This is a genomic window from Bariatricus sp. SGI.154 (assembly GCF_050313795.1).
Taxonomy (GTDB): domain Bacteria; phylum Bacillota; class Clostridia; order Lachnospirales; family Lachnospiraceae; genus CAMBRQ01.
Window position 1 is genome coordinate 25,609 of record NZ_JBNPMC010000030.1, and the last position, 19,220, is coordinate 44,828.

A 19,220-nucleotide genomic window follows, 5' to 3' on the forward strand; every position below is an offset into this window, starting at 1 on the left:
TCTTTTAAGGTTCAACATCCATAGTCAGACTCCTTCAACAAATGTATCTAATAGGTGAGGCATCAACTTGTCGCTGTATTCGCTCAGAGAGTATTTGCCTTTAAAGAGTACCCAGTCGTATAGCAATGCTCTTTCATATATAGCATAGATATTCATGAGTTCATCGGCTGAACTTGTATTCTTGAATTCACCGCGTTCCAGCCCTTCCTGCAGAACTTCTGTTACCCATTTGAAATAAAAACGCTTTCGGTCAGACAAAGACTTCTTATCTTTGGTAATTAATTGTGATGAGTAGAGGTAGGCAAGCAGTTTAATGTCTACACTGGTTTCTATCATATAGAATAATTCATGGTTTGAGAACAGCAACTTGTCATAAGATGACATATCCGGGTCAATGACAGCAGCGAGTTCTTCGTATTTCTGGTCGAATAGATAGGATAAGGAATTCAGAAGAGATTCCTTGCCCTTGAAATAGTGATAGAAAGTGCCTTTTGATGTCTTGGATGCTGCGATAATGTCCTCTACTGTGGTATGGTCATATCCATTCTTATAGAAAAGATTCCATGCGGCCTTCACGATACGGCTCTTGGTGGATTGACGCTTGCGTGGCATCGGCACTCATTCCTTTCTCTTTGTTAGATGATTATATAAACAGAAGCGGATTACATTGAATCCGCTTCTGTTTGTTGGTGTAGTTCGCTCATTCAAACTCTAAATAGGAATTAACCTACCTGGAAACCATATTTCAATGGATCTGTTGGGTCAATCAGATATGTAGCAACACCTGTAAGGTAGCAGCTTCCTGTAATCATTGGGATAACAGCATCATAATCGCCAACTTTTGTGGTTTCTTTAATAACGCCTTTGAAGAGGCTGCCCATGAAACTTTCATAGATGAATTCTTCGCCAACTTTAATTTCTCCCCAGTGATGAAGAGTAGCAAGTTTAGCGCTTGTACCTGTTCCACAAGGTGAACGGTCAGCCATAGCATCTCCGAAGATTACGACATTTCTCATGTCTGCCTTATCTGGGTTAGGTGTTGGTCCGTAGAACTCAACCAAGTCAACGGAGTCGATGTCGAGAAGTGGATGTTTAACAGGAATCTCTTTGTTGATTGCATCCAGCATCTTCATTCCTAATGCTGTATATGCAGGTACTGTCTTAGCATTGATCTCCCCGATATCAAGTTTTGTTGTGTCAACAAGAGCGAAGAAACTTCCGCCGAAGGAGATTGTGAATTCAATCTCTTTTCCGTCGATTGTTACTTTCTGGTTCTCTTTGTAAACGAAAGCCGGTACGTTAGTTAATGTAACGCTTTCAACCTTGCCCTCTTTTACGATAGCTTTTGTGCGGATCAGTCCTGCCGGAGCCTCTAATACTACCTCGTTCTCTCCTTCGTGAGATTCAACAAGTCCTGCCTCGATAGCTACGGTTACAGCACCGATTGTACAGTGGCCACACATGTTCAGATATCCGCCTGTATCCATAAACATTACCCCAAATGATGCTTCTGGATTCACTGGTTTGCATAAGAAAGCACCGAACATATCGTGGTGTCCTCTTGGCTCGAACATAAGAGCAGTACGTACCTGATCGTAGTTCTCTTCCATCCATTTTTTCTTTTCGATCATGGTGTTGCCTTCTGGCTCTGGAAATCCGCCAATAACAATACGGCAAAATTCGCCAACAGTATGGGAATCCACTACCTGTAGAGCTGCTTCGAAACGATCGAAATTAACGTTTGCTTGTAAAGCCATATTCTTGTACCTCCTAGATTGTTTTATTATAGATAAAATCTATAAATTTTATAAAAACACTTTGGATTACCATGTTTCCGCAGTGCCTTTTTCAAAATAGGTAACATTGAAAACCTCGCTAAAACGATAGAAAATTAACAAATAGACTACGTTCTAGTATTGCGTTCAATTTGTTATCTTCATTATGGATGATAAACCTTGAAAAGTCAATGATTTTTTGGTATTATAAAAATAAATAAAAAGGTTGAAATCTAGGGGTAAATGTGATATAGTCTATTCGCATGAGATTAAGTCATGGGGGTAGATGGGTGACTGGTGTGCCTCCTAGTCTTCAAAACTAGTGTGGGGCGTTAAGAGCGTCCTGGGTGGGTTCGATTCCCACATGCCTCCGCCAAAAAAGAACCATCTAACGTTAAAAAAATGGCAAGTATATATTATAGAAATAATCTATAAATAAATGATTGAGTAATGGGGAATAAGTAAACGGACAGCAATGTTTCGTTTTTTACTTATATAAAAAAGAAAAGGAGATGGGTATCATGGGAAATGTACAGATTTTATTACGTCAGCATGTTGGCGCACCGTGTGCACCGATTGTTGCAGTTGGCGATGAAGTAAAAAAAGGTACTTTGATCGCGACCCCGACAGGACTTGGCGCTAATATCTTTTCCAGCGTATATGGAAAAGTTGCTGAGATCAAAGAAGATCGGATCATTATTGAGCCTGCAGCTGAACAGCCTGATGAATTTGTGCCGATTGATGTACCGGAAGACGCAACCAAGCTGGATATGGTAAAAGCAGCAGGAGTTGTAGGTATGGGAGGAGCAGGATTCCCGACAGGTATTAAGTTGAACATTAATCTTGCGGAGACTCCGATGGGAGAGATTGATCCGGAGATTAATCCTGAGCTTCCTGCAGATTTCAAACTGGACTGCGAGAGAGGATATATCCTTATTAATGCAGCAGAATGCGAGCCGGGACTGGAGCACAATATCAGACAGATTGAAGAACAGTGTGATAAAGTAATCCGTGGCGTAAAATACTGCATGGAGATTACGAATGCTGACAAAGCAATCTTCGCTATTAAGAAGAAAAACCAGAAAGCAATCAAGACGCTTCAGAAAGCGCTTGAGAGCGAGCCGGCGATTTCTATGCATCTGCTGCCAGACATTTATCCAATGGGAGAAGAACGTGCTGTAGTAAGAGAATGTCTTGGGGTGAACCTCACAACTACACAACTTCCATCAGCAGCAAAGTCTGTCGTTGTGAACCTTGAAACGGTTGCAAAGGTTGCAGAAGCGGTAGACGAGAAGAAGCCGTGTATTACAAAGAACCTGACAGTTCGTGGTAAGATCAACGGCGGTAACACCGCACACGTATTCATGGATGTTCCGGTAGGCACAAGCGTAGGGGAATTGATCGAAAGAGCCGGCGGAATTGACGGAAAATACGGCGAGATTGTTATGGGTGGTGCTTTCACTGGGAAGTCTACAGACTTAGATGCGCCTATTACGAAGACAACAGGTGGTATTCTTGTTACAGTTGAATTCCCGGATCTCCACGGAGCGAATGTAGGACTTCTTGTTTGTGCATGTGGCGGAAACGAAGAACGTATGCGCGAGATTTGTGAAAAGATGAATGGAAAAGTCGTATCTGTGGCAAGATGTAAACAGGCAATTGAGAATAAGCCGGGCGCACCTCTGAAGTGCTTAAGACCAGGTAACTGCCCAGGACAGGTTAAGAATAATATGCAGTTCAAAAAAGATAAATGTGAATACATTATTATCGGCAACTGTTCTGACTGCTCAAACACAGTTATGGCATCCGGTCCGAAGATGGGATTGAAAGTATTCCATCAGACAGACCATGTTATGAGATCCATTGGACATGCCTTGTACAGAACTCTGAGAGTTTCCAAACAAGTAAGCCAGGATATCGATTTTTAAACAATATATCTTAATAGTTAAGCATTTTGGTATTACTGCCACTGATGGCAGGGCAAAGGGCCCCCGATTCTTTTGCCCGGAGATAAGAGAGGTATTCTCCGTGCCGGATGAGGCTGTATATATACACTATTTTACGACCCGTAAGGGAAGTTTAAGCAAACCTAACAAGGAGGGAAAACAATATGTCAATCACAGCTGAAACAGCGAAGGCACATGCTCATGATCCTGCGGTATTATGTTGTAGAGCCGAGGCTGGCATTACAATCGAGCCTGCAAATCTGGAAGATCCGGCGATCTTTGATGATTTGGTAGATTCAGGATTATTAAGCCTTGATGGTTGTCTGACCATCGAAGAAGTTTTGGGAGCAAAACTTACAAAAACTTGTGATTCTCTTGCTCCACTGACAGCAGATGTTCTGGATGGGGTAAAAGCAGTAAGTGCTCCGGCAGAAGAGGAAGAGGTAGAAGAGGAAGCAGCACCTGCAGCAGCACCAGTTGCAGCAGCACCTGTAGTAGCAGGCGGTACATTAAAGATTCATATCGGAGAAGGAAAGGACATTGACCTTGAGATTCCGGTTGGAGCGCTTGGGGCAGGTGGAGCAGCAGTTGCAGAAGTTCCGGCAGGAGCAGAAGCGGTTGTAGCAGGCGCAGCAGCACCGGCAGTAGTTGAAGAAGAAAAAGTTGTAGGAACTCTTACAAGAAAACACTTCAACATTACAGAAGTTAAAAGAGGACCAGAGACAAAGATTGAAGGAACGACTCTTTACATCCGTGAGGGAATCGAAGCAGACGTTATTGCTGACCAGGAATTAGTAAAAGATTTCCATCTGGAGATCATCACTCCTGAGTTATATCACACATATTCTGAGACCATTATGGATGTTCAGCCAATCGCTACAAAAGAAGGCGACAGTGAACTTGGAAGTGGTGTTACAAGAGTACTTGACGGCGTTGTTATGATGCTGACAGGTGTTGATGAAGGCGGAGTTCAGATCGGTGAGTTCGGATCTTCCGAAGGATATTTAGACGAGAACATTATGTGGGGACGCCCGGGATGTCCGGAAAAAGGAGAGATCTTTATCAAGGGTAACATTGTTATCCAGGAGAAGACGAACATGGAGCGTCGTGGACCTATGGCTGCTCATACAGCATTTGATATCATTACACAGGAGATCCGTGAAGTTATGAAGAAACTTGACGAGAGTCTTGTAGTTGATACTCAGGAGTTAAAATCTATACGTCGTCCAGGTAAGAAGAAAGTTGTTATTGTTAAGGAAATCATGGGACAGGGAGCTATGCATGATAACTTCATCCTTCCTGTAGAGCCGGTTGGTATCCTTGGCGCTAGAGCTAACGTAGACTTAGGAAATGTTCCGATTTGCGTATCTCCATTGGAAGTTCTTGATGGATGTATTCATGCATTAACATGTATCGGACCTGCATCCAAAGAGATGTCTAGACATTACTGGAGAGAGCCGCTCGTTCTGGAAGCATTGCATGATCCGGAAGTAGACCTTTGTGGTGTTGTATTCGTTGGATCTCCTCAGATCAACGCTGAGAAATTCTATGTATCTCGCCGTGTAGGTCATACGGTAGAAATGATGGATGCTGATGGAGCGTTCGTTACAACAGAAGGATTTGGAAACAACCATATCGACTTCGCAAGCCATATCGAACAGATTGGTATGAGAGGAGTTCCGGTAGTAGGTATGTCTTACTGCGCAGTACAAGGAGCACTCGTTGTTGGTAACAAGTACATGCAGTACATGGTTGATAACAACAAATCTGAAGCTGGTATCGAGAATGAGATTCTTGGTAATAATACACTTTGTCCAGAAGATGCTGTACGTGCACTTGCTATGTTGAAGACCGCTATGGCTGGTGAAGATGTTAAGGCTGCTGAGAAGAAGTGGAATCCAAACGTTAAGTCTACAAACGTAGAGTTGATTGAGAGCGCATACGGAACAAAGATTGACCTCGTTGGAAATGAGCAGGAACTTCCGATGAGTGAAAAGCGTAGATTAAAATACAGCTAAGCCGAAGGTGTTCTAAATGAATAATGAACGTTTGAATTATGGCGATAGGATCATTTATATGGAGGGCGTTGTAGTAGACGTTGATGACTGTAGTATCAGCGTTGATTTGAAAGGACGCCTGGGGTTCTTTAAAGCGCCGAAACGCATGTTTATCTGTGATACTGAACCGAAAGTGGGACAGGAATTTGGATGGAACATGAGTTTTCCGGAACAGCTTGGACCAGAGATAAATGAGCACTACGTCAGCAACATAGAAAAAGAACGGCGCAAACAAGAAAAGATGCGCGAACGTTTGGATAATAAGGAGGTCTAAAAATGAGTTTAACAGTTGTTAAAGGTTTACAATCTGAGATATTCGTTCCTATTACTCCACCGTCAGTATGGACTCCTGTAACAAAAGAGTTGAAGGATATGTCTATTGCTCTTGCAACAGCAGCAGGTGTTCATAAAAAAGACCAGGAAAGATTCAACCTGGCTGGTGACTTCACATGGAGAAAGATAGAGAACACAACACCATCTAGCGAATTGATGGTATCCCATGGTGGATATGATAACAGTGATGTTAACAAAGACATTAACTGTATGTTCCCAATTGACAGAATTCATGAATTAGCTGCGGAAGGATTTATCAGAGCATGTGCTCCGGTACATGCAGGATTCATGGGTGGTGGCGGAAACCAGGAGAAGTTCAAAGGCGAAACTGGTCCGGCTATCGCACAGATGTTCAAAGAAGAGGATGTTGACGCAGTAATCCTCACCGCTGGCTGAGGTACCTGCCACCGCTCTGCAGTATTGGTGCAGAGAGCGATTGAAGAAGCTGGAATTCCTACAATTATTATTGCAGCTCTTCCACCAGTTGTTCGTCAGACTGGTACTCCTCGTGCAGTTGCTCCATTGGTACCTATGGGTGCTAATGCAGGTGGACCGCACAACGTAGAACAGCAGACACAGATCGTAAAAGCAACACTGGAGCAGTTAGTAGAGATCCAGACACCTGGAAAGATTGTTCCGTTGCCATTCGAGTATGTAGCTAAGATCTAATCAAGGTATGAAGAGGGCAGATGTTTTTCATCTGCCCTTTTTTGAAAAAAGACTTATTAATATATTGGAAAAGAGTACAATATATTGTATACTGTTAGTGGAGGTGACTAACTATGGCTGATGAGGTAAAAGACCTAAGACGTCTTGTGATAAAGGCTTTCCATATGACTGATGTTGAATGGGGAGTGCATAATGATATTACGACGGACGGACATATGACGGTCAGCAAAGAGATGATCGATGGACTTGTTGCAGAAGAAGAGTTTATTGAGAAGATTGACATCCAGATTATCAAGCCGGGAGATCATGACAGATGGACGAATACTATGATGGATATTATACCGATATCTACAAAGGTTCTTGGTAAGATTGGAGAAGGTATTACGCATACGATTACGGGCGTATACGTGATCTTGACAGGTGTGGATGTAAATGGTAAGCAGTGCCATGAATTTGGTTCTTCAGAGGGAAATTTGAAAGAACAGTTATATCTGAACCGAGCCGGAACGCCTGGAGATGATGATTACATAATTTCCTTTGATGTAACATTGGCTGCGGGAATGGGTCAAGAGCGTCCGGGTCCGACAGCAGCACATCGCGCATGTGACAAGTTTATTCAGTCTTATCGTGATAAACTGAAGAAATTCAAAGGTGATAAGTGTACGGAACGTCATGAGTACCACGATATTGTGCGTCCGGGCAAGAAACGTGTTCTCATAATCAAGCAAGTTGCAGGGCAGGGTGCGATGTATGATACGCATTTGTTTGCGAAAGAGCCTTCTGGTGTAGAGGGAGGCAAATCAATTATTGATATGGGGAATATGCCAATCATTGTGACGCCGAATGAATATCGTGACGGCATAATTCGTTCTATGCAGTAGGAGGTGTATATATGGGAATTGGTCCTTCAACAAAAGAAACATCGCTGCATCACTTCCGAGATCCGCTTCTTGAAGTGGTTTCGGAGGATACGGATTTGGATCTGATGGGAGTGATGCTGGTGGGTTCTCCGGATGGTAATGAAGATAAGATGCTCGTGGGTACAAGAGCCGCGGTTTGGGCAGAAAGCATGCGGGCTGACGGTGTAATTCTTTCCTGTGACGGATGGGGAAACAGCCATGTAGATTATACGAATACGGTTGAGCAGATTGGATCACGCGGAATTCCTGTAACAGGAATTACATTTAATGGTACGGTTGCACAGTTTGTAGTTGTCAATGATTATCTGGATGCCATTGTGGACATTAATAAGAGTGAATCAGGAGAGGAGACAGATGTGCTGGGAGAGAATAATATGGTGCGTCTGGATTGCCTGAAAGCGAAGGCACTCTTAAAATTAAAAATGAGACAGAAAGATCAGCAGAAATAATTAAGATAATGAGTAATGAGATAAAGAAAAGGCACGACCTGTATGTCGTGCCCTTTCTTTTTGGTATGTCATTGAGAGGTTTTTCCTCGTTGCATTGCAGTTTTGCGTATATACAAAGCTGGGGAATGCTCCTCCTTAGAGGAAATGTATATATTAATTGGAGTTCACCGTTGCAAGAACGTTCTTGGGGGAAACGATCGGCAACAGATTAACTGCAATAACAACCATAAAAGTTATAACTTAGTGTGTACCCATCTTTCAAAAAAGCAGTTCCCTCTCTTTAGGAAACCGCCATTGGTTCTCTCACATCTAAGTTGTGGTAAGTATAGCACTTTTGCGTGGTAGAGTCAAGAAGTGCTGAATTAAAAAATTATTTTTATGCAATATAACGAATATTTAGAGGGGAAACATATATTGTTATGCATTTTTGTCCAATGGGTTTTATTAAAAACGAGTTGAGATAGGAAGAAAGAAGTATTATAATCAAATACAAGAGATATCTAGGAGGGATAAATTGATGAAAAAGCTTAGTATTGACAATTATATGAAGGAACTGTGGCCAGCGGTCAGGGTAGGCTGCCTGCAGTATAAAGTGAAAGTTGAGAAGAAGAATGAAGAGATGTGGAAGTATCTAAAAAAGGATATTTTCAAAAAAGCAAAGGATGATATCTTTGATTATGGAGTGAATGAGATTCCGAATATTAAGGAATCCAGAACTGCATATAAAGCATTCGGAAAAGATCCGAGCCGCTATCGTGTATCCTCTGAGGCGCTAATCCGCAGAATCGGGCAGGGTAAAGGATTATATGAAGTAAATACCGTTGTGGATGTAAATAACTTGATTTCTATAGAATCCGGCTTCTCTGTGGGGTCATATGATGTGGCCAATATAGGGGACGAGTTGCTGTTCCGCGTAGGGAGACCTGGTGAGACCTATAAAGGGATTGGAAAAGAAGAGATCAATATTGAAGGCCTGCCGGTGCTGGCAGATGAGCAGGGCGCGATTGGGAGTTCCACAAGTGATTCTGAGAGAGCGATGATCACAGAGAACGCACAGGAGGTTCTGACATTGATCTATTCTTTCTCCGCGAATAGGGATCTGGAGAAGGCGCTTGAATATGGAAAGAAATACATGGAACAGTATGCAAGGGCAGAAGGAATAGAGACTTGGATCGTAGAATAGTAAAACAGATTGAAAAATCCTGCCTCAGGATAATAGGGGCAGGATTTGGAATTGCTATTTATCAAACATCGGAGCTATAGGTTCATAATTAATTTCGGGATGATTATCAAGTATCCATTGTTTAAAACTGTCTGCATCCCCTTCAGTGAAACATAACTTATCCAGCATAACTCCTTCATTGTATTCATCTGTTGATAATTTAAAATAAGATTTGGCTTCTTCGAATTTCAGGATATCCTTCCATTCGACTTTATTATTAATTTTTCCGTTGATGTATAAAGATATATTTTTGCTTCCCACAACTACTTTGCAGTTCCAATCCTTGCCGCCAAAATATTGTGCTCGTGTGACACGGAATGTCTTATCAGCATGCATCCATCTGAAAAAAACACCCCTATATACTGCGACAAATGTCAGGAAAGCTCCAATTGATTGCCACCTGGGAGAGGCACCAACCTTTTGGAAATAAATCCATCCAAATACTCCTGCAACAAAAATGAAACAATACACATAAAAAATGGGTAACTTCCAAAATTTAGGAGTTGCCCATTTATCATAACGTCTTCGGTCCATTACGTATTCGTTTACGAACATATTGCTGTCTCCGTTTTCTTTTATAGTATTTATTGTTAATTACATAAATGGCTGCCTGTAAGGCCGCCATCTATGTAATATACTTATGTAATTTTTATGCTATTCCGGCCTTTTTGTCTTTCAGGGCAGAACTGATCAATGTGTATGATGTCCACAGAAGAACTATACAGATCAGGTTAATGAGCCAGAACATTGGAAGACTTGTAACAACTTTCCATGCAATAAATACACCGATAATTCCGCCAAGGGCATTACCAACTGTATGTGGTACATCATATCTGTGGGTTCTAATGAACTCGATTGAACAAGCAGGCATCAGAACGGCACAAGATCCCATGAATACAGGGAAACAAGCAGTGGCATCAACACCAAGCAGAAGACATGTAGCCATACAAGGTGCATACAGACCAAATCCAATATCCATGAGCGCACCCCAAAGAATATTGAGAACTGCAGCTACAACCAGTTTCCATCCGTGCAATCCAGTAGCAGTACCGATGATTCCGAAAGGACCAACACCAGTATTCTTGCAAAGCATAATAGCAGCAAGTGGAATCATAATAATACCAAGAGCCCATCTGATCTTGTTACGTGGCCATTTTGTAACGATGCTGGCAAATCCGAATGAGCCAACAGCAGCACAGATGTACATGATCCACAGGAACATAGGATCACAATCAACAGAAGCAGTGAAGATGAATGCCTCAAAGATAACTGGGAAAGTATCACCAATATTCAAAGTACCTGGAATGTCAATGTCATCTATCTGGTTAAATAATTTGTACATGAATGTAGATGGTGCATAAGAACCACAGCCAAGTGTATCAAGTAAGTTGGCGATGATACCTACGGTGAAACCAGATGCCCATTGCTTGCCAGTTGCACCCTTGAGTTCATCCATACGATTTTTTGTGATATCAAATATAAGTCCGATACCGGTTCCGGCTGCTAAAGCGCCGAATAAAATTTGAAGTGCTAGTAACATGTTTTCTCTACCTCCAGATTCTTATAAAATGAAATTAACTGTTGTTGGACATAAGTTACAACCCGCCCCCCGATTGCGGAAAGTAATTATCCAAAACCTACAATAATAATACCATTTATTATAGGAAAGGTCAATCTAAATATATGAAAAAGACGGATCTTCGACAGTGTTCATAAAATACTTTTTTAGATATTCCTATTTAATGAACCCGAATACATTCAATATAACAATGACCATGAATACCGGCACAACTACAATCGTTAATATCTTATCGTATATTGTGATTTTTCCATACTTGCCATTATTAGTAAGTTCTTTTTCGTATTCTTTGAATCCCCATATTTTAGCAATAAACAAGCAGATCAACCAGCATCCAAGCGGAAGAAGTATGTATCCGGTGAAGCAATCCAGCCAGTCATAGAAACCATACTTGGTAATACCGTTGACATCCAGCCATGGAATCTGAACGCCGCTTAATGCGCCGAAGCCGAGGGATACGATAATATTTCCTGCGCCAATAATAACTGCGGTAATAATGGTCGCTTTTTTACGTCCAAGTTTGCATTTGTCTTCGAGAGTACGGATTGTGATCTCAAAGAATGTAAACAGAGAAGAAATAACAGCAAATGCAAGTGCCAGGAAGAAGCAGATGCCGATAATTCTTCCTCCGGGAAGTTTGCTGAATATATCAGTCATTACTAAGAATACAAGGGCAGGTCCCTTTTCTACGTCAACGCCGGCAGCGAATGCAGAAGGGATGATAACGAATCCTGCCAGGAGTGCAGCGGCTGTATCACATATGGATACTAAGATGGCATCGGAGCGCAGGTTGTTCTCTTTTGGTATATTGGCGCCCAGGGTTGTGAAGATTCCCCAGCCGATACCTACAGAGAAGAGTACCTGGGTAGCAGCCTGGGCAAATACTGAGAAAGTAAACTTACTAAAATCAGGAAGCAGGTAGTACTTCAGACCATCTATTGCACCATCTGTAACAAATAATGCCCATATTCCGCAGATGATCAGGAATATGAATAATGCAGGCATAAGGAACTTGGTTAACTTTTCAACGATGTTCGTAATTCCGAATAAAAGCAAGACGGATACAAAGACCAGCAGAATTAATGCCCATATGATGGGTTCTGCGTTGGAAGTGGTGAAGTTGAGAAAGTAAACTTCTTTGTCAGTGCCAAAGTCACCATTGATAATGTACTGGAAAGCATATTTTAATACCCAGCCGCCGACAACGACATAATACATATTGATCATCAGGGTACAGAGGTTGGCAATCCAGCCGACAAATCCCCATTTCTTATTTACATTTTCAAAACATGTTACTGTGTCAGAAGCGCTGTGGCGCCCAATGGCAGTCTCCATCTCGACCATGGGATGAGCCATCAAGGCGATGATAACGATGTACACGATGAGGAAGATCCCGCCTCCGCCTTGATAAGCCAGATAAGGGAATTTCCAGATGTTTCCAAGACCAATAGCAGCTCCGGCTGCAACCATAATGTAACCAAATCTTGAATTCCATTGTTGTGTGGTCTGATTTGTATTATTACTCATAAATAACACACTCCAATCTTTATTTGTTTTAGGAATAAAAAAAGGGATGCTCTCTGTAGGGCGAGAGCATCCTTGCTAATTTATTCCTCTTTCTAATTATATCTTTTTGTGAAACAAATGTCAATAAAGAAATAAGAAAATATAATGTTGATATTACATTTTCTTATGCCGAAACCTGTCAAAAAAATGTCAGTTGACATAAGAAAGTGTAATATTAACATGATAAAACCTCGTTTCACAAATGTAAAAAAAGTTGCTATACTGAAATCACAAAGAAAGAAATAATGAGAGAATGAGATACAGGAAAAAAGTTGAGGAGGGATCATCATGTTAGGATGGACAATAGTTGGGATTGTTGCTCTTTATGGAATCGCATCTGTAGTTAAGAGCGAGAATGGAAGATAATTATTAGATTAAAAAACACATCCGCTTTGATATGCGGATGTGTTTTTTTGTTATCTTGATTATGTACATCTAGTCAGCGTCTGGAGCCGTAGCCTTATCAAATATTTCAAGAGCTTTCGCGTTTGGTGCTTCGGTAAACTTAGCCACCAGTACTGCTACAATCATGCTTGCGAAGAATCCTGGTACGATTTCAAATATACCGGTAGAAGCGGTAAGCCCTGTCAGAAGCCAGCCAAGGTCAACTACAAATCCGGTGATAACACCTGCAATAGCGCCCTTGTAGTTGAATCTTCTCCAGAAAAGTGACAGAAGAATTGTTGGTCCGAAAGAAGCTCCGAATGCACCCCATGCATTTTCTACCATATCCATGATTGCCTGAGCGCCTGATCCCTTGGAATTAGCAATTGCAAATGCAATTGCGGAAAGAATCAGTACAAGGATACGTCCTACCATTAAGGTTTCCTTCTCAGATGCTTCCTTACGGAAGAATGGTTTGTACAAATCAGCCGTAAATGAACTGGATGCTACAAGCAACTGAGAGTCTGCGGTCGAAATAGAAGCTGCAATAATAGCGGCAAGCAATAGTCCGCAGATGGCTGCCGGGAAGAATTTACGTGACATAACAATAAATACCATACTTTGGGTTCCTGTGGTAAGAAGTTCTTCGCCTACGATCATTCTTCCGAAATAAGCTACCATTACAGTAGAAAACAGTGAAATAACTACCCATACGATAGCCACGATGGAAGATTTCTTAATCATAGAAGGTTTCTCGATAGACATAAATCTTACCAGAATGTGAGGCATACCAAAGTATCCAAGTCCCCAGCCAAGACCAGTAATGATTTCCGGCAGGCTTGCGTTGAAGATTCCGCCACCGAATGAACACTGTGTAACTGCTCCGGAGGCAGCATCTGTATATTCCAGTTCGCTGCTGTGCCGAGTGCCAGACCGATTCCAATCCACATCTGACCGAAACCAAATGCCAGAATCGAACCCGGAAGTCCCATCAGAAGCCATGCTGACATATCAGAAGCCTGAGCGGATAAAGCTGTTACCCAAGGTCCCATTGAACGTCCCCCAAGAAAAAAGTCCTCGGAATCCTTGTTGGTTCCATTAAAGTAGAATATTAATGCTACCCCAAGCAGTATATAAAAAGCAAGAAATATATTAAAAAATCTTATTTCGACATTATATTTTGTTATGCCGAGCCCCTAAAAAACATTAGTAAGAATGGGAGATTTTAATCATCCAGTAAAAAGTCTTTTGCATATTTCAGGAATTTCTTGGACGCAGGGGATAATTCTTCCGGAGATGAGAAAGCCAGCCCTAACTGCCGGTATGCCCTTGGAACAAGTGGGCGCGTCTCGAAATCACCGATCTGTCCTCTGAGAAGAAGTCCTGGAAGAATCGAAAGTCCGAGTCCCTGTTCGACCATGGAGATGATGCTGAACTCGTTGATCGTAATATAACGGATGTCCGGTTTGATCTTATATTCTCTTAATATCCGGTGCACATCGCTTCCGGGTGTATATTTGGTGATAACGAATGGAGTGCCCTGAAATAATTCAACAGGAATCTCATCGTATGCAGTGAAAGGGTGGTCCTTTGGAAGGATTGCAAATAATTCGTCATCCATAACTGGGAGAAATTGATAATTCTGTCCCTTCTGATAGCTGATAAATCCGATATCAACCCTTCGTTCCTCTATCCAGTCTGCCAGATCACCTTCGCTTCCTTCAATAACCTTAAAGATGATATCCGGGTATTTTTGCTGGAATTCACGGATGATCTTCGGAATCCAGTGAATGGAGCAGCTTAGATATGTCCCTATTTTAATAGTACCTTTTTGGGCGCCTTTAAGAAAAGCGATTTCCTGAGTGACTACTTCGGCTGAGTTCAACAGTGCACGTATAGAGGGAATCAGGGATTTGGCTTCGCCAGTGAGAGTGACACCATGATTATCCTTTATAAATAGAGGAAATCCAACATCTTTTTCCAGTGCCCGCATCATCTGTGTAATTCCGGACTGGGTATAACCGAATTCTTCGCCTGCTCTTGTAAAGCTTCCATAGTCATCCACTGCAAGCATAACCCGCCATTTTTTAATATCCATATGATTCACTCCTTTAAATACATGTACATGCATACATGTATACGTAATTGTAATACTTGGTATATACAATTTTAATACTAATGCAAAAATTCTTCGAACACAAGAGAAAAATATGGAAAAAATGAAGAAAATATAGGGAATTATAAAGAAAAACTTTCCCCGTCTGTCAAAAAATGTGTATAATCATTATAGCAATGAGGAAAGAGGGGATAAGCTCAATGACGAAGAAGAATGCAGCTTTCCAGATCTTGCTGCTGCTATTTTTGACCTGTGGTACAGCGTTTTCTCAGACGTTGGCATTAAAAGCGAATATTGGAGTGTGTGCCTGTTGGGATGCTGTGGGACTTAATGTGTATGAAATCTGTGGGCTGAAGGTTGGAACGCTTAGTATGATCTTACATATTTTATGTGTTCTTATCCAATTTGCCATACAGGGCAGGGAATTTAAGGTGAGGAAGATATTCCAGATACCATATGTGATTGTATTCGGAATGTTTTTGAATTTCTTCTATTATAATATGCTTACATTTGAACTTCACAGTTACGGAATGAAACTTTTATTTGTCATTTTGGCTTATGTAGGACTGGGACTGTTTTTGGGACCGCTCCTTCTGCTGAATTTGGTAACCATTCCCAGTGAGGCAATGTGCATTGTCATCAGTGGAAAATATGAGATTGATTATGCAAAAGTAAGGATTTCCCTAGACGCACTGTGTATTATCATATCGGTCATATTGTCTATATCCGGTGGGGTGTCAATCAAAGTGAGGGAAGGCACAATCATCGGGATGCTAATGTTGGGAACGTTAGAAAAACTGAGTATGAAAATTTTTAGCCCATATATAGAGAAGGTAAAAAAGATTTCCTAGAACAATGAAAGGGGGTTTTGTGAGAAACGTTTCTTGCAAAACCTTTTTAAGTATAAATATTTTCTGGAAAGCGAATTGACAGAAAATAAAAAAATGGCGAGATTTTCAAGGTAAGTGCAACATCTTTTAAATAAAGTAAATGCAACAGAAAAAGTGGCTTTCAAAAGGTCACTTTTTTCAGATTTCAAGAGGAAAAGGCTTGTTTTGAGTAAAAAAGTGCATGCGAAATAGACCTGAAACAGGATTTTTCAGGTTAAATGTAACGGTTTTAAGTGTTGCGTTTACTTTGACGCGTAATGGTTATTTTAGCAGCCCGGGAGTGAGAAGGACTTTCTTTGCCGGGATCTGTTCCAAGCCGAGGAGCACAAAAAATCATCCGGAAAGACATCCATGGCAAGGTCGTAGGGACATTTTTCAAACAGGGACTTGCGGACATAGCTGTTGATATGGTTTGTCGCCAGCGTCATGTCTGCCTGCATAAACCTGTCCACGGAAGTACCCTTCGGCACGATTCTCCGCAGGAGTTTATGATTGGTCTCGCACTGGGCTTTCTGGTCGGAGCGGTTTGGCTCGCAGAAAAAGACCTTCGTGCGCTTTCCGCCATAGACCGAGCGCTCCATGCCTTTGATGTCTGAAAACTCTTTTCCGTTATCAGTGAGGATCAGAGGGAAGCAGACAGAAAACAATTCCTGACCCAAAGCTTCTTCGATGATATCGAGCATTCTGACTACGGAACCGGAATCATGTGCCTGCAGAGCAAAGTAGAGCTGCATGTGGAACAAGGTAAAGTGAAGGCTTAAGATGGCGCCGGAATCGGATTTCGTGCCTTCCACACAGTCCATCTGCACGACAGGGACATCATGAGATTGGATAAAGGACAGGAAATCCTGATAAAGATGTCCTGTTTTGGATACGGGTGGTTCCGGGTGAGGCTGTGGTTTGCGTCTGGGTTTGCGCTTTACGGCTTCGGGAAGATCAACAGGCCGGACATCGAGCTCGCAGTTTCCAATCAGCCGGCGGATGGTGGATTCGCTCACGGGAAGGCGGTCCTTGTTTGTCTGCACGATGTGATAGATGGACTGCCCTCTGCGGATCAGAGGCGTGACAGTAGAATTGATTTCATCCAGCTGCGCGGCAGTGAGGTCAAACCCGTTGCGTGAGTTGACGAGGGTATCCTTATATTGCTGGTGAGCCGTCCTGCCGTAATAAAAACGCTGTTCAAAATGGCAGAAACTATGTTTGTGGCAGGAATTGCAAAGCCGGAGCGGATGCGCGAGGAGGGCATCGCAGAAAGCTTGTATATAATCCGGACAGTATCGTTTAGCCTTGGCGCAGAACTTGCATTTTTTCTGGCAGGCGGAAGCGCCACATACATGGAGATGGGAGCAGCCCGAAGCATTCAGGCAGTCACAGCATCAAGAGGAAATTGATTGAAAGGAATTCCTGGCGGTAAGACAGCACTTTATGAAAGTAATTGATCGTATATTTTTCAAAGTAACTGCAACAGATAGACTTTTCAGAGTAAGTGCAACAGGGTGTTGCATTTACTTTGAAAAATTTCAAAATAAAAAAATGTAATGCGGACATAAGAAAATGTAATGTTTTCATTGACCTTAAGGGATATAAGAGGTATAATAGACAAAATGGAAATAAAAATTGATTTATTTTATCCATTTTATATTTTATAAGAATGGGAGGCTTTTTTATGGAGCAGAAGCAGCAAGGATTTAGTACTATAGGTTATATTGCGGCTGCACTTGGTATGTGTATCGGTACAGGTAATGTTTGGCGTTTTCCACGAATTTGCGCAGCAAATGGTGGCGGGGCATTTATTCTAGCATGGACAATTGCTATGTTGATTTATGCAGTTCCGCTTCTTTCGGCAGAGATGGCCATTGGTAAGAAAACAAGACTTGGAACAGTGGGAGCGTTCCGGGATATGGGTGGAAAGAAATATACATGGATGGGCTTTTTTGTTGCGGCAGTGTGTTTCTTCCTTATGAGTTATTATTGCGTACTGCAAGGATATTGTATGAAGTATGCGGTTAATTCATTGACTTCTTTCCAGTCGAATATGTCGACAGAGACAACATCGGCGATGTGGACAGCATTTACAGACTCGCCGGCACAGGTTATTATTTTCCATGCGATTGGTTTTGCGGCGGCTTGTTTTATTGTATATAAAGGAGTTGCGGACGGTATCGAAAAATTTTGCAAGGTTGCTATTCCGTTATTGTTCCTGATACTTGTGGCGTTAGCGATTTATGCGGTTACATTGCCGGGAGCTAGTCAGGGACTTCAATATCTCTTTACAATTAAGAGCGAATATCTTTTCAGTCCGAATACGTGGATTCAGGCTTTCATTCAGGCTGCATGGTCAACGGGAGCAGGCTGGGGCTTCATTATTACATATGCGAATTATGTAAAAAAAGAAGAAGATATTCCAACAAGTTGTATGATTATGGGTCTTGGGGATAACCTTGGAGCGATTTTATCCGCACTCGTTGTAATCCCAGCTATTTGTGCTTTGTCTGTTACACCAGAAGCTGCGAACGAGGCGCTTGGACAGGGCAATTTTGGAATTACGTTTATTTATATTTATCAGTTATTCTCGACGATTCCGGGTGGAAGAATGATTTCGTTTATTTTCTTCATTGTGCTCGCAATTGCCGCTATCACATCTCTGTTTTCTATGATAGAGGTTGGTGTAAAAGTACTTGTTGATTTGGGGGTTGTACGCAAGAAAGCAGTTGTATATATCTGTCTTGCTGGATTCTTAGTAGGATGCTTCTCGGCATGGTCATTAAACAACATCGACAATCAAGATTGGGTATGGGGTGTAGGCCTTCTGGTCAGCGGAGCTTTGATTTCTCTGGTTGCAATCAAGTATGGTGTTGAGAAACTTAGAAATGAAGAAGTTAATGCGGAAGGTGCGGGTATGCATTTCCCGAAAGCTTACTTTAATGTATGTATGTATATCATGCCGATTATCGTTGCTGTTATGGTAATCTACTGGTTCATCCAGACAAAGGATTGGTTCCCGGATACATGGCTCAATCCATTTATCATACAGGACAATACAGGAACAATTATCTTACAGTTTGTGGTTGTTATCGTTGCCGGTCTGGCTCTTACAAAGTTCTTTAATAAAAAGACAGGAAAGGGACCGATTACAAAAGACGAGAACTGTCAATAAGAATAGAAAGAAGGTAATGTATTATGACGATGGATGCAATTATTATGATGGTAGTTACTCTCGTAGGATATACCGGCGGGTTTGCCTATTTTATGGTAAAAGTATTCAAAAAGGAAAAAGGGAAATCTTCCAAATAAATAATTGAAAGATTGTTAAA

The 19,220-nt window shown here is 41.7% G+C and carries 19 protein-coding genes and 1 tRNA gene; 11 read left to right on the forward strand and 9 right to left on the reverse strand.

From position 1 onward, the window contains the following. Nucleotides 1-24: 24 nt before the first annotated feature. Complete coding sequence (locus tag ACQRBN_RS12910) at nt 25-612, reverse strand: TetR/AcrR family transcriptional regulator (protein ID WP_427739411.1); 588 nt, start codon at nt 610-612, stop codon at nt 25-27. A 110-nt stretch (nt 613-722) separates the two neighbouring features. Then, the gene (locus tag ACQRBN_RS12915) at nt 723-1,757 is read right to left on the reverse strand and encodes a proline racemase family protein (RefSeq protein ID WP_427739412.1); all 1,035 of its coding nucleotides are present in this window, start codon (nt 1,755-1,757) and stop codon (nt 723-725) included. Between the two features lie 296 nt (nt 1,758-2,053). On the opposite strand from ACQRBN_RS12915, the gene ACQRBN_RS12920 reads away from it, so the two are divergent. From ACQRBN_RS12920 to ACQRBN_RS12955, 8 genes are all read left to right on the forward strand, one after another. Then, nucleotides 2,054-2,151 (forward strand) — tRNA-Sec (locus ACQRBN_RS12920). A gap of 145 nt (nt 2,152-2,296) precedes the next feature. Further along, nucleotides 2,297-3,703 (forward strand): proline reductase-associated electron transfer protein PrdC, encoded by a 1,407-nt coding sequence (prdC, locus tag ACQRBN_RS12925; RefSeq protein WP_427739414.1) that lies wholly within the window; start codon nt 2,297-2,299, stop codon nt 3,701-3,703. A 182-nt stretch (nt 3,704-3,885) separates the two neighbouring features. Beyond that, nucleotides 3,886-5,739 (forward strand): D-proline reductase (dithiol) proprotein PrdA, encoded by a 1,854-nt coding sequence (gene prdA / locus ACQRBN_RS12930; protein WP_427739416.1) that lies wholly within the window; start codon nt 3,886-3,888, stop codon nt 5,737-5,739. A 16-nt stretch (nt 5,740-5,755) separates the two neighbouring features. Beyond that, on the forward strand, nt 5,756-6,052 hold the full coding sequence (locus tag ACQRBN_RS12935; protein ID WP_427739417.1) for a CBO2463/CBO2479 domain-containing protein: 297 nt from the start codon (nt 5,756-5,758) through the stop codon (nt 6,050-6,052). 2 nt (nt 6,053-6,054) lie between these two features. After that, entirely contained in the window at nt 6,055-6,780 is a 726-nt protein-coding gene (prdB, locus tag ACQRBN_RS12940; RefSeq protein WP_082210542.1) for a D-proline reductase (dithiol) protein PrdB, read from the forward strand. Between the two features lie 113 nt (nt 6,781-6,893). Continuing rightward, a complete protein-coding gene (gene prdD / locus ACQRBN_RS12945; RefSeq protein WP_427739418.1) occupies nt 6,894-7,661 on the forward strand; it encodes a proline reductase cluster protein PrdD in 768 nt (255 codons plus the stop codon). A gap of 11 nt (nt 7,662-7,672) precedes the next feature. Continuing rightward, a complete protein-coding gene (locus ACQRBN_RS12950; protein WP_427739419.1) occupies nt 7,673-8,149 on the forward strand; it encodes a glycine/sarcosine/betaine reductase component B subunit in 477 nt (158 codons plus the stop codon). Nucleotides 8,150-8,666: 517 nt separating this feature from the next. After that, nucleotides 8,667-9,332 carry a B3/B4 domain-containing protein gene (locus tag ACQRBN_RS12955; protein ID WP_427739420.1) on the forward strand — a complete coding sequence of 222 codons (666 nt, stop codon included), beginning with the start codon at nt 8,667-8,669 and terminating at the stop codon, nt 9,330-9,332. Nucleotides 9,333-9,386: 54 nt separating this feature from the next. Here the strand turns inward: ACQRBN_RS12955 and ACQRBN_RS12960 are convergent, their stop codons facing one another. From ACQRBN_RS12960 to ACQRBN_RS12985, 6 genes are all read right to left on the reverse strand, one after another. Beyond that, nucleotides 9,387-9,926, reverse strand: a complete 540-nt coding sequence (locus ACQRBN_RS12960) for a YcxB family protein (protein ID WP_427739421.1) — start codon at nt 9,924-9,926, stop codon at nt 9,387-9,389. A 94-nt stretch (nt 9,927-10,020) separates the two neighbouring features. Then, a complete protein-coding gene (locus ACQRBN_RS12965) occupies nt 10,021-10,911 on the reverse strand; it encodes a permease (RefSeq protein WP_427739422.1) in 891 nt (296 codons plus the stop codon). A gap of 195 nt (nt 10,912-11,106) precedes the next feature. Further along, the gene (locus ACQRBN_RS12970; protein ID WP_427739423.1) at nt 11,107-12,477 is read right to left on the reverse strand and encodes a sodium-dependent transporter; all 1,371 of its coding nucleotides are present in this window, start codon (nt 12,475-12,477) and stop codon (nt 11,107-11,109) included. A 474-nt stretch (nt 12,478-12,951) separates the two neighbouring features. Beyond that, the gene (locus ACQRBN_RS12975) at nt 12,952-13,752 is read right to left on the reverse strand and encodes a sodium:solute symporter family transporter (RefSeq protein ID WP_427739431.1); all 801 of its coding nucleotides are present in this window, start codon (nt 13,750-13,752) and stop codon (nt 12,952-12,954) included. Beyond that, entirely contained in the window at nt 13,671-13,952 is a 282-nt protein-coding gene (locus ACQRBN_RS12980) for a sodium:solute symporter family transporter (RefSeq protein ID WP_427739424.1), read from the reverse strand. The genes ACQRBN_RS12975 and ACQRBN_RS12980 overlap by 82 nt, the downstream gene beginning before the upstream one ends. A gap of 173 nt (nt 13,953-14,125) precedes the next feature. After that, nucleotides 14,126-14,998 carry a LysR family transcriptional regulator gene (locus tag ACQRBN_RS12985; RefSeq protein ID WP_427739425.1) on the reverse strand — a complete coding sequence of 291 codons (873 nt, stop codon included), beginning with the start codon at nt 14,996-14,998 and terminating at the stop codon, nt 14,126-14,128. A gap of 218 nt (nt 14,999-15,216) precedes the next feature. On the opposite strand from ACQRBN_RS12985, the gene ACQRBN_RS12990 reads away from it, so the two are divergent. Then, nucleotides 15,217-15,867 (forward strand): hypothetical protein, encoded by a 651-nt coding sequence (locus ACQRBN_RS12990; RefSeq protein WP_427739426.1) that lies wholly within the window; start codon nt 15,217-15,219, stop codon nt 15,865-15,867. 305 nt (nt 15,868-16,172) lie between these two features. On the opposite strand, the gene ACQRBN_RS12995 is transcribed toward ACQRBN_RS12990, so the two are convergent. Continuing rightward, a complete protein-coding gene (locus tag ACQRBN_RS12995; protein WP_427739427.1) occupies nt 16,173-16,904 on the reverse strand; it encodes a transposase in 732 nt (243 codons plus the stop codon). Nucleotides 16,905-17,090: 186 nt separating this feature from the next. Here ACQRBN_RS12995 and ACQRBN_RS13000 point away from each other — a divergent pair, with 186 nt between their 5' ends. Together ACQRBN_RS13000 and ACQRBN_RS13005 are read left to right on the forward strand one after the other, a co-directional pair. Further along, nucleotides 17,091-17,297: a hypothetical protein gene (locus tag ACQRBN_RS13000; RefSeq protein ID WP_427739428.1), complete on the forward strand. Its 207-nt coding sequence runs from the start codon at nt 17,091-17,093 to the stop codon at nt 17,295-17,297. A gap of 275 nt (nt 17,298-17,572) precedes the next feature. Beyond that, nucleotides 17,573-19,063, forward strand: a complete 1,491-nt coding sequence (locus ACQRBN_RS13005) for a sodium-dependent transporter (RefSeq protein WP_427739429.1) — start codon at nt 17,573-17,575, stop codon at nt 19,061-19,063. Nucleotides 19,064-19,220: the final 157 nt, after the last annotated feature.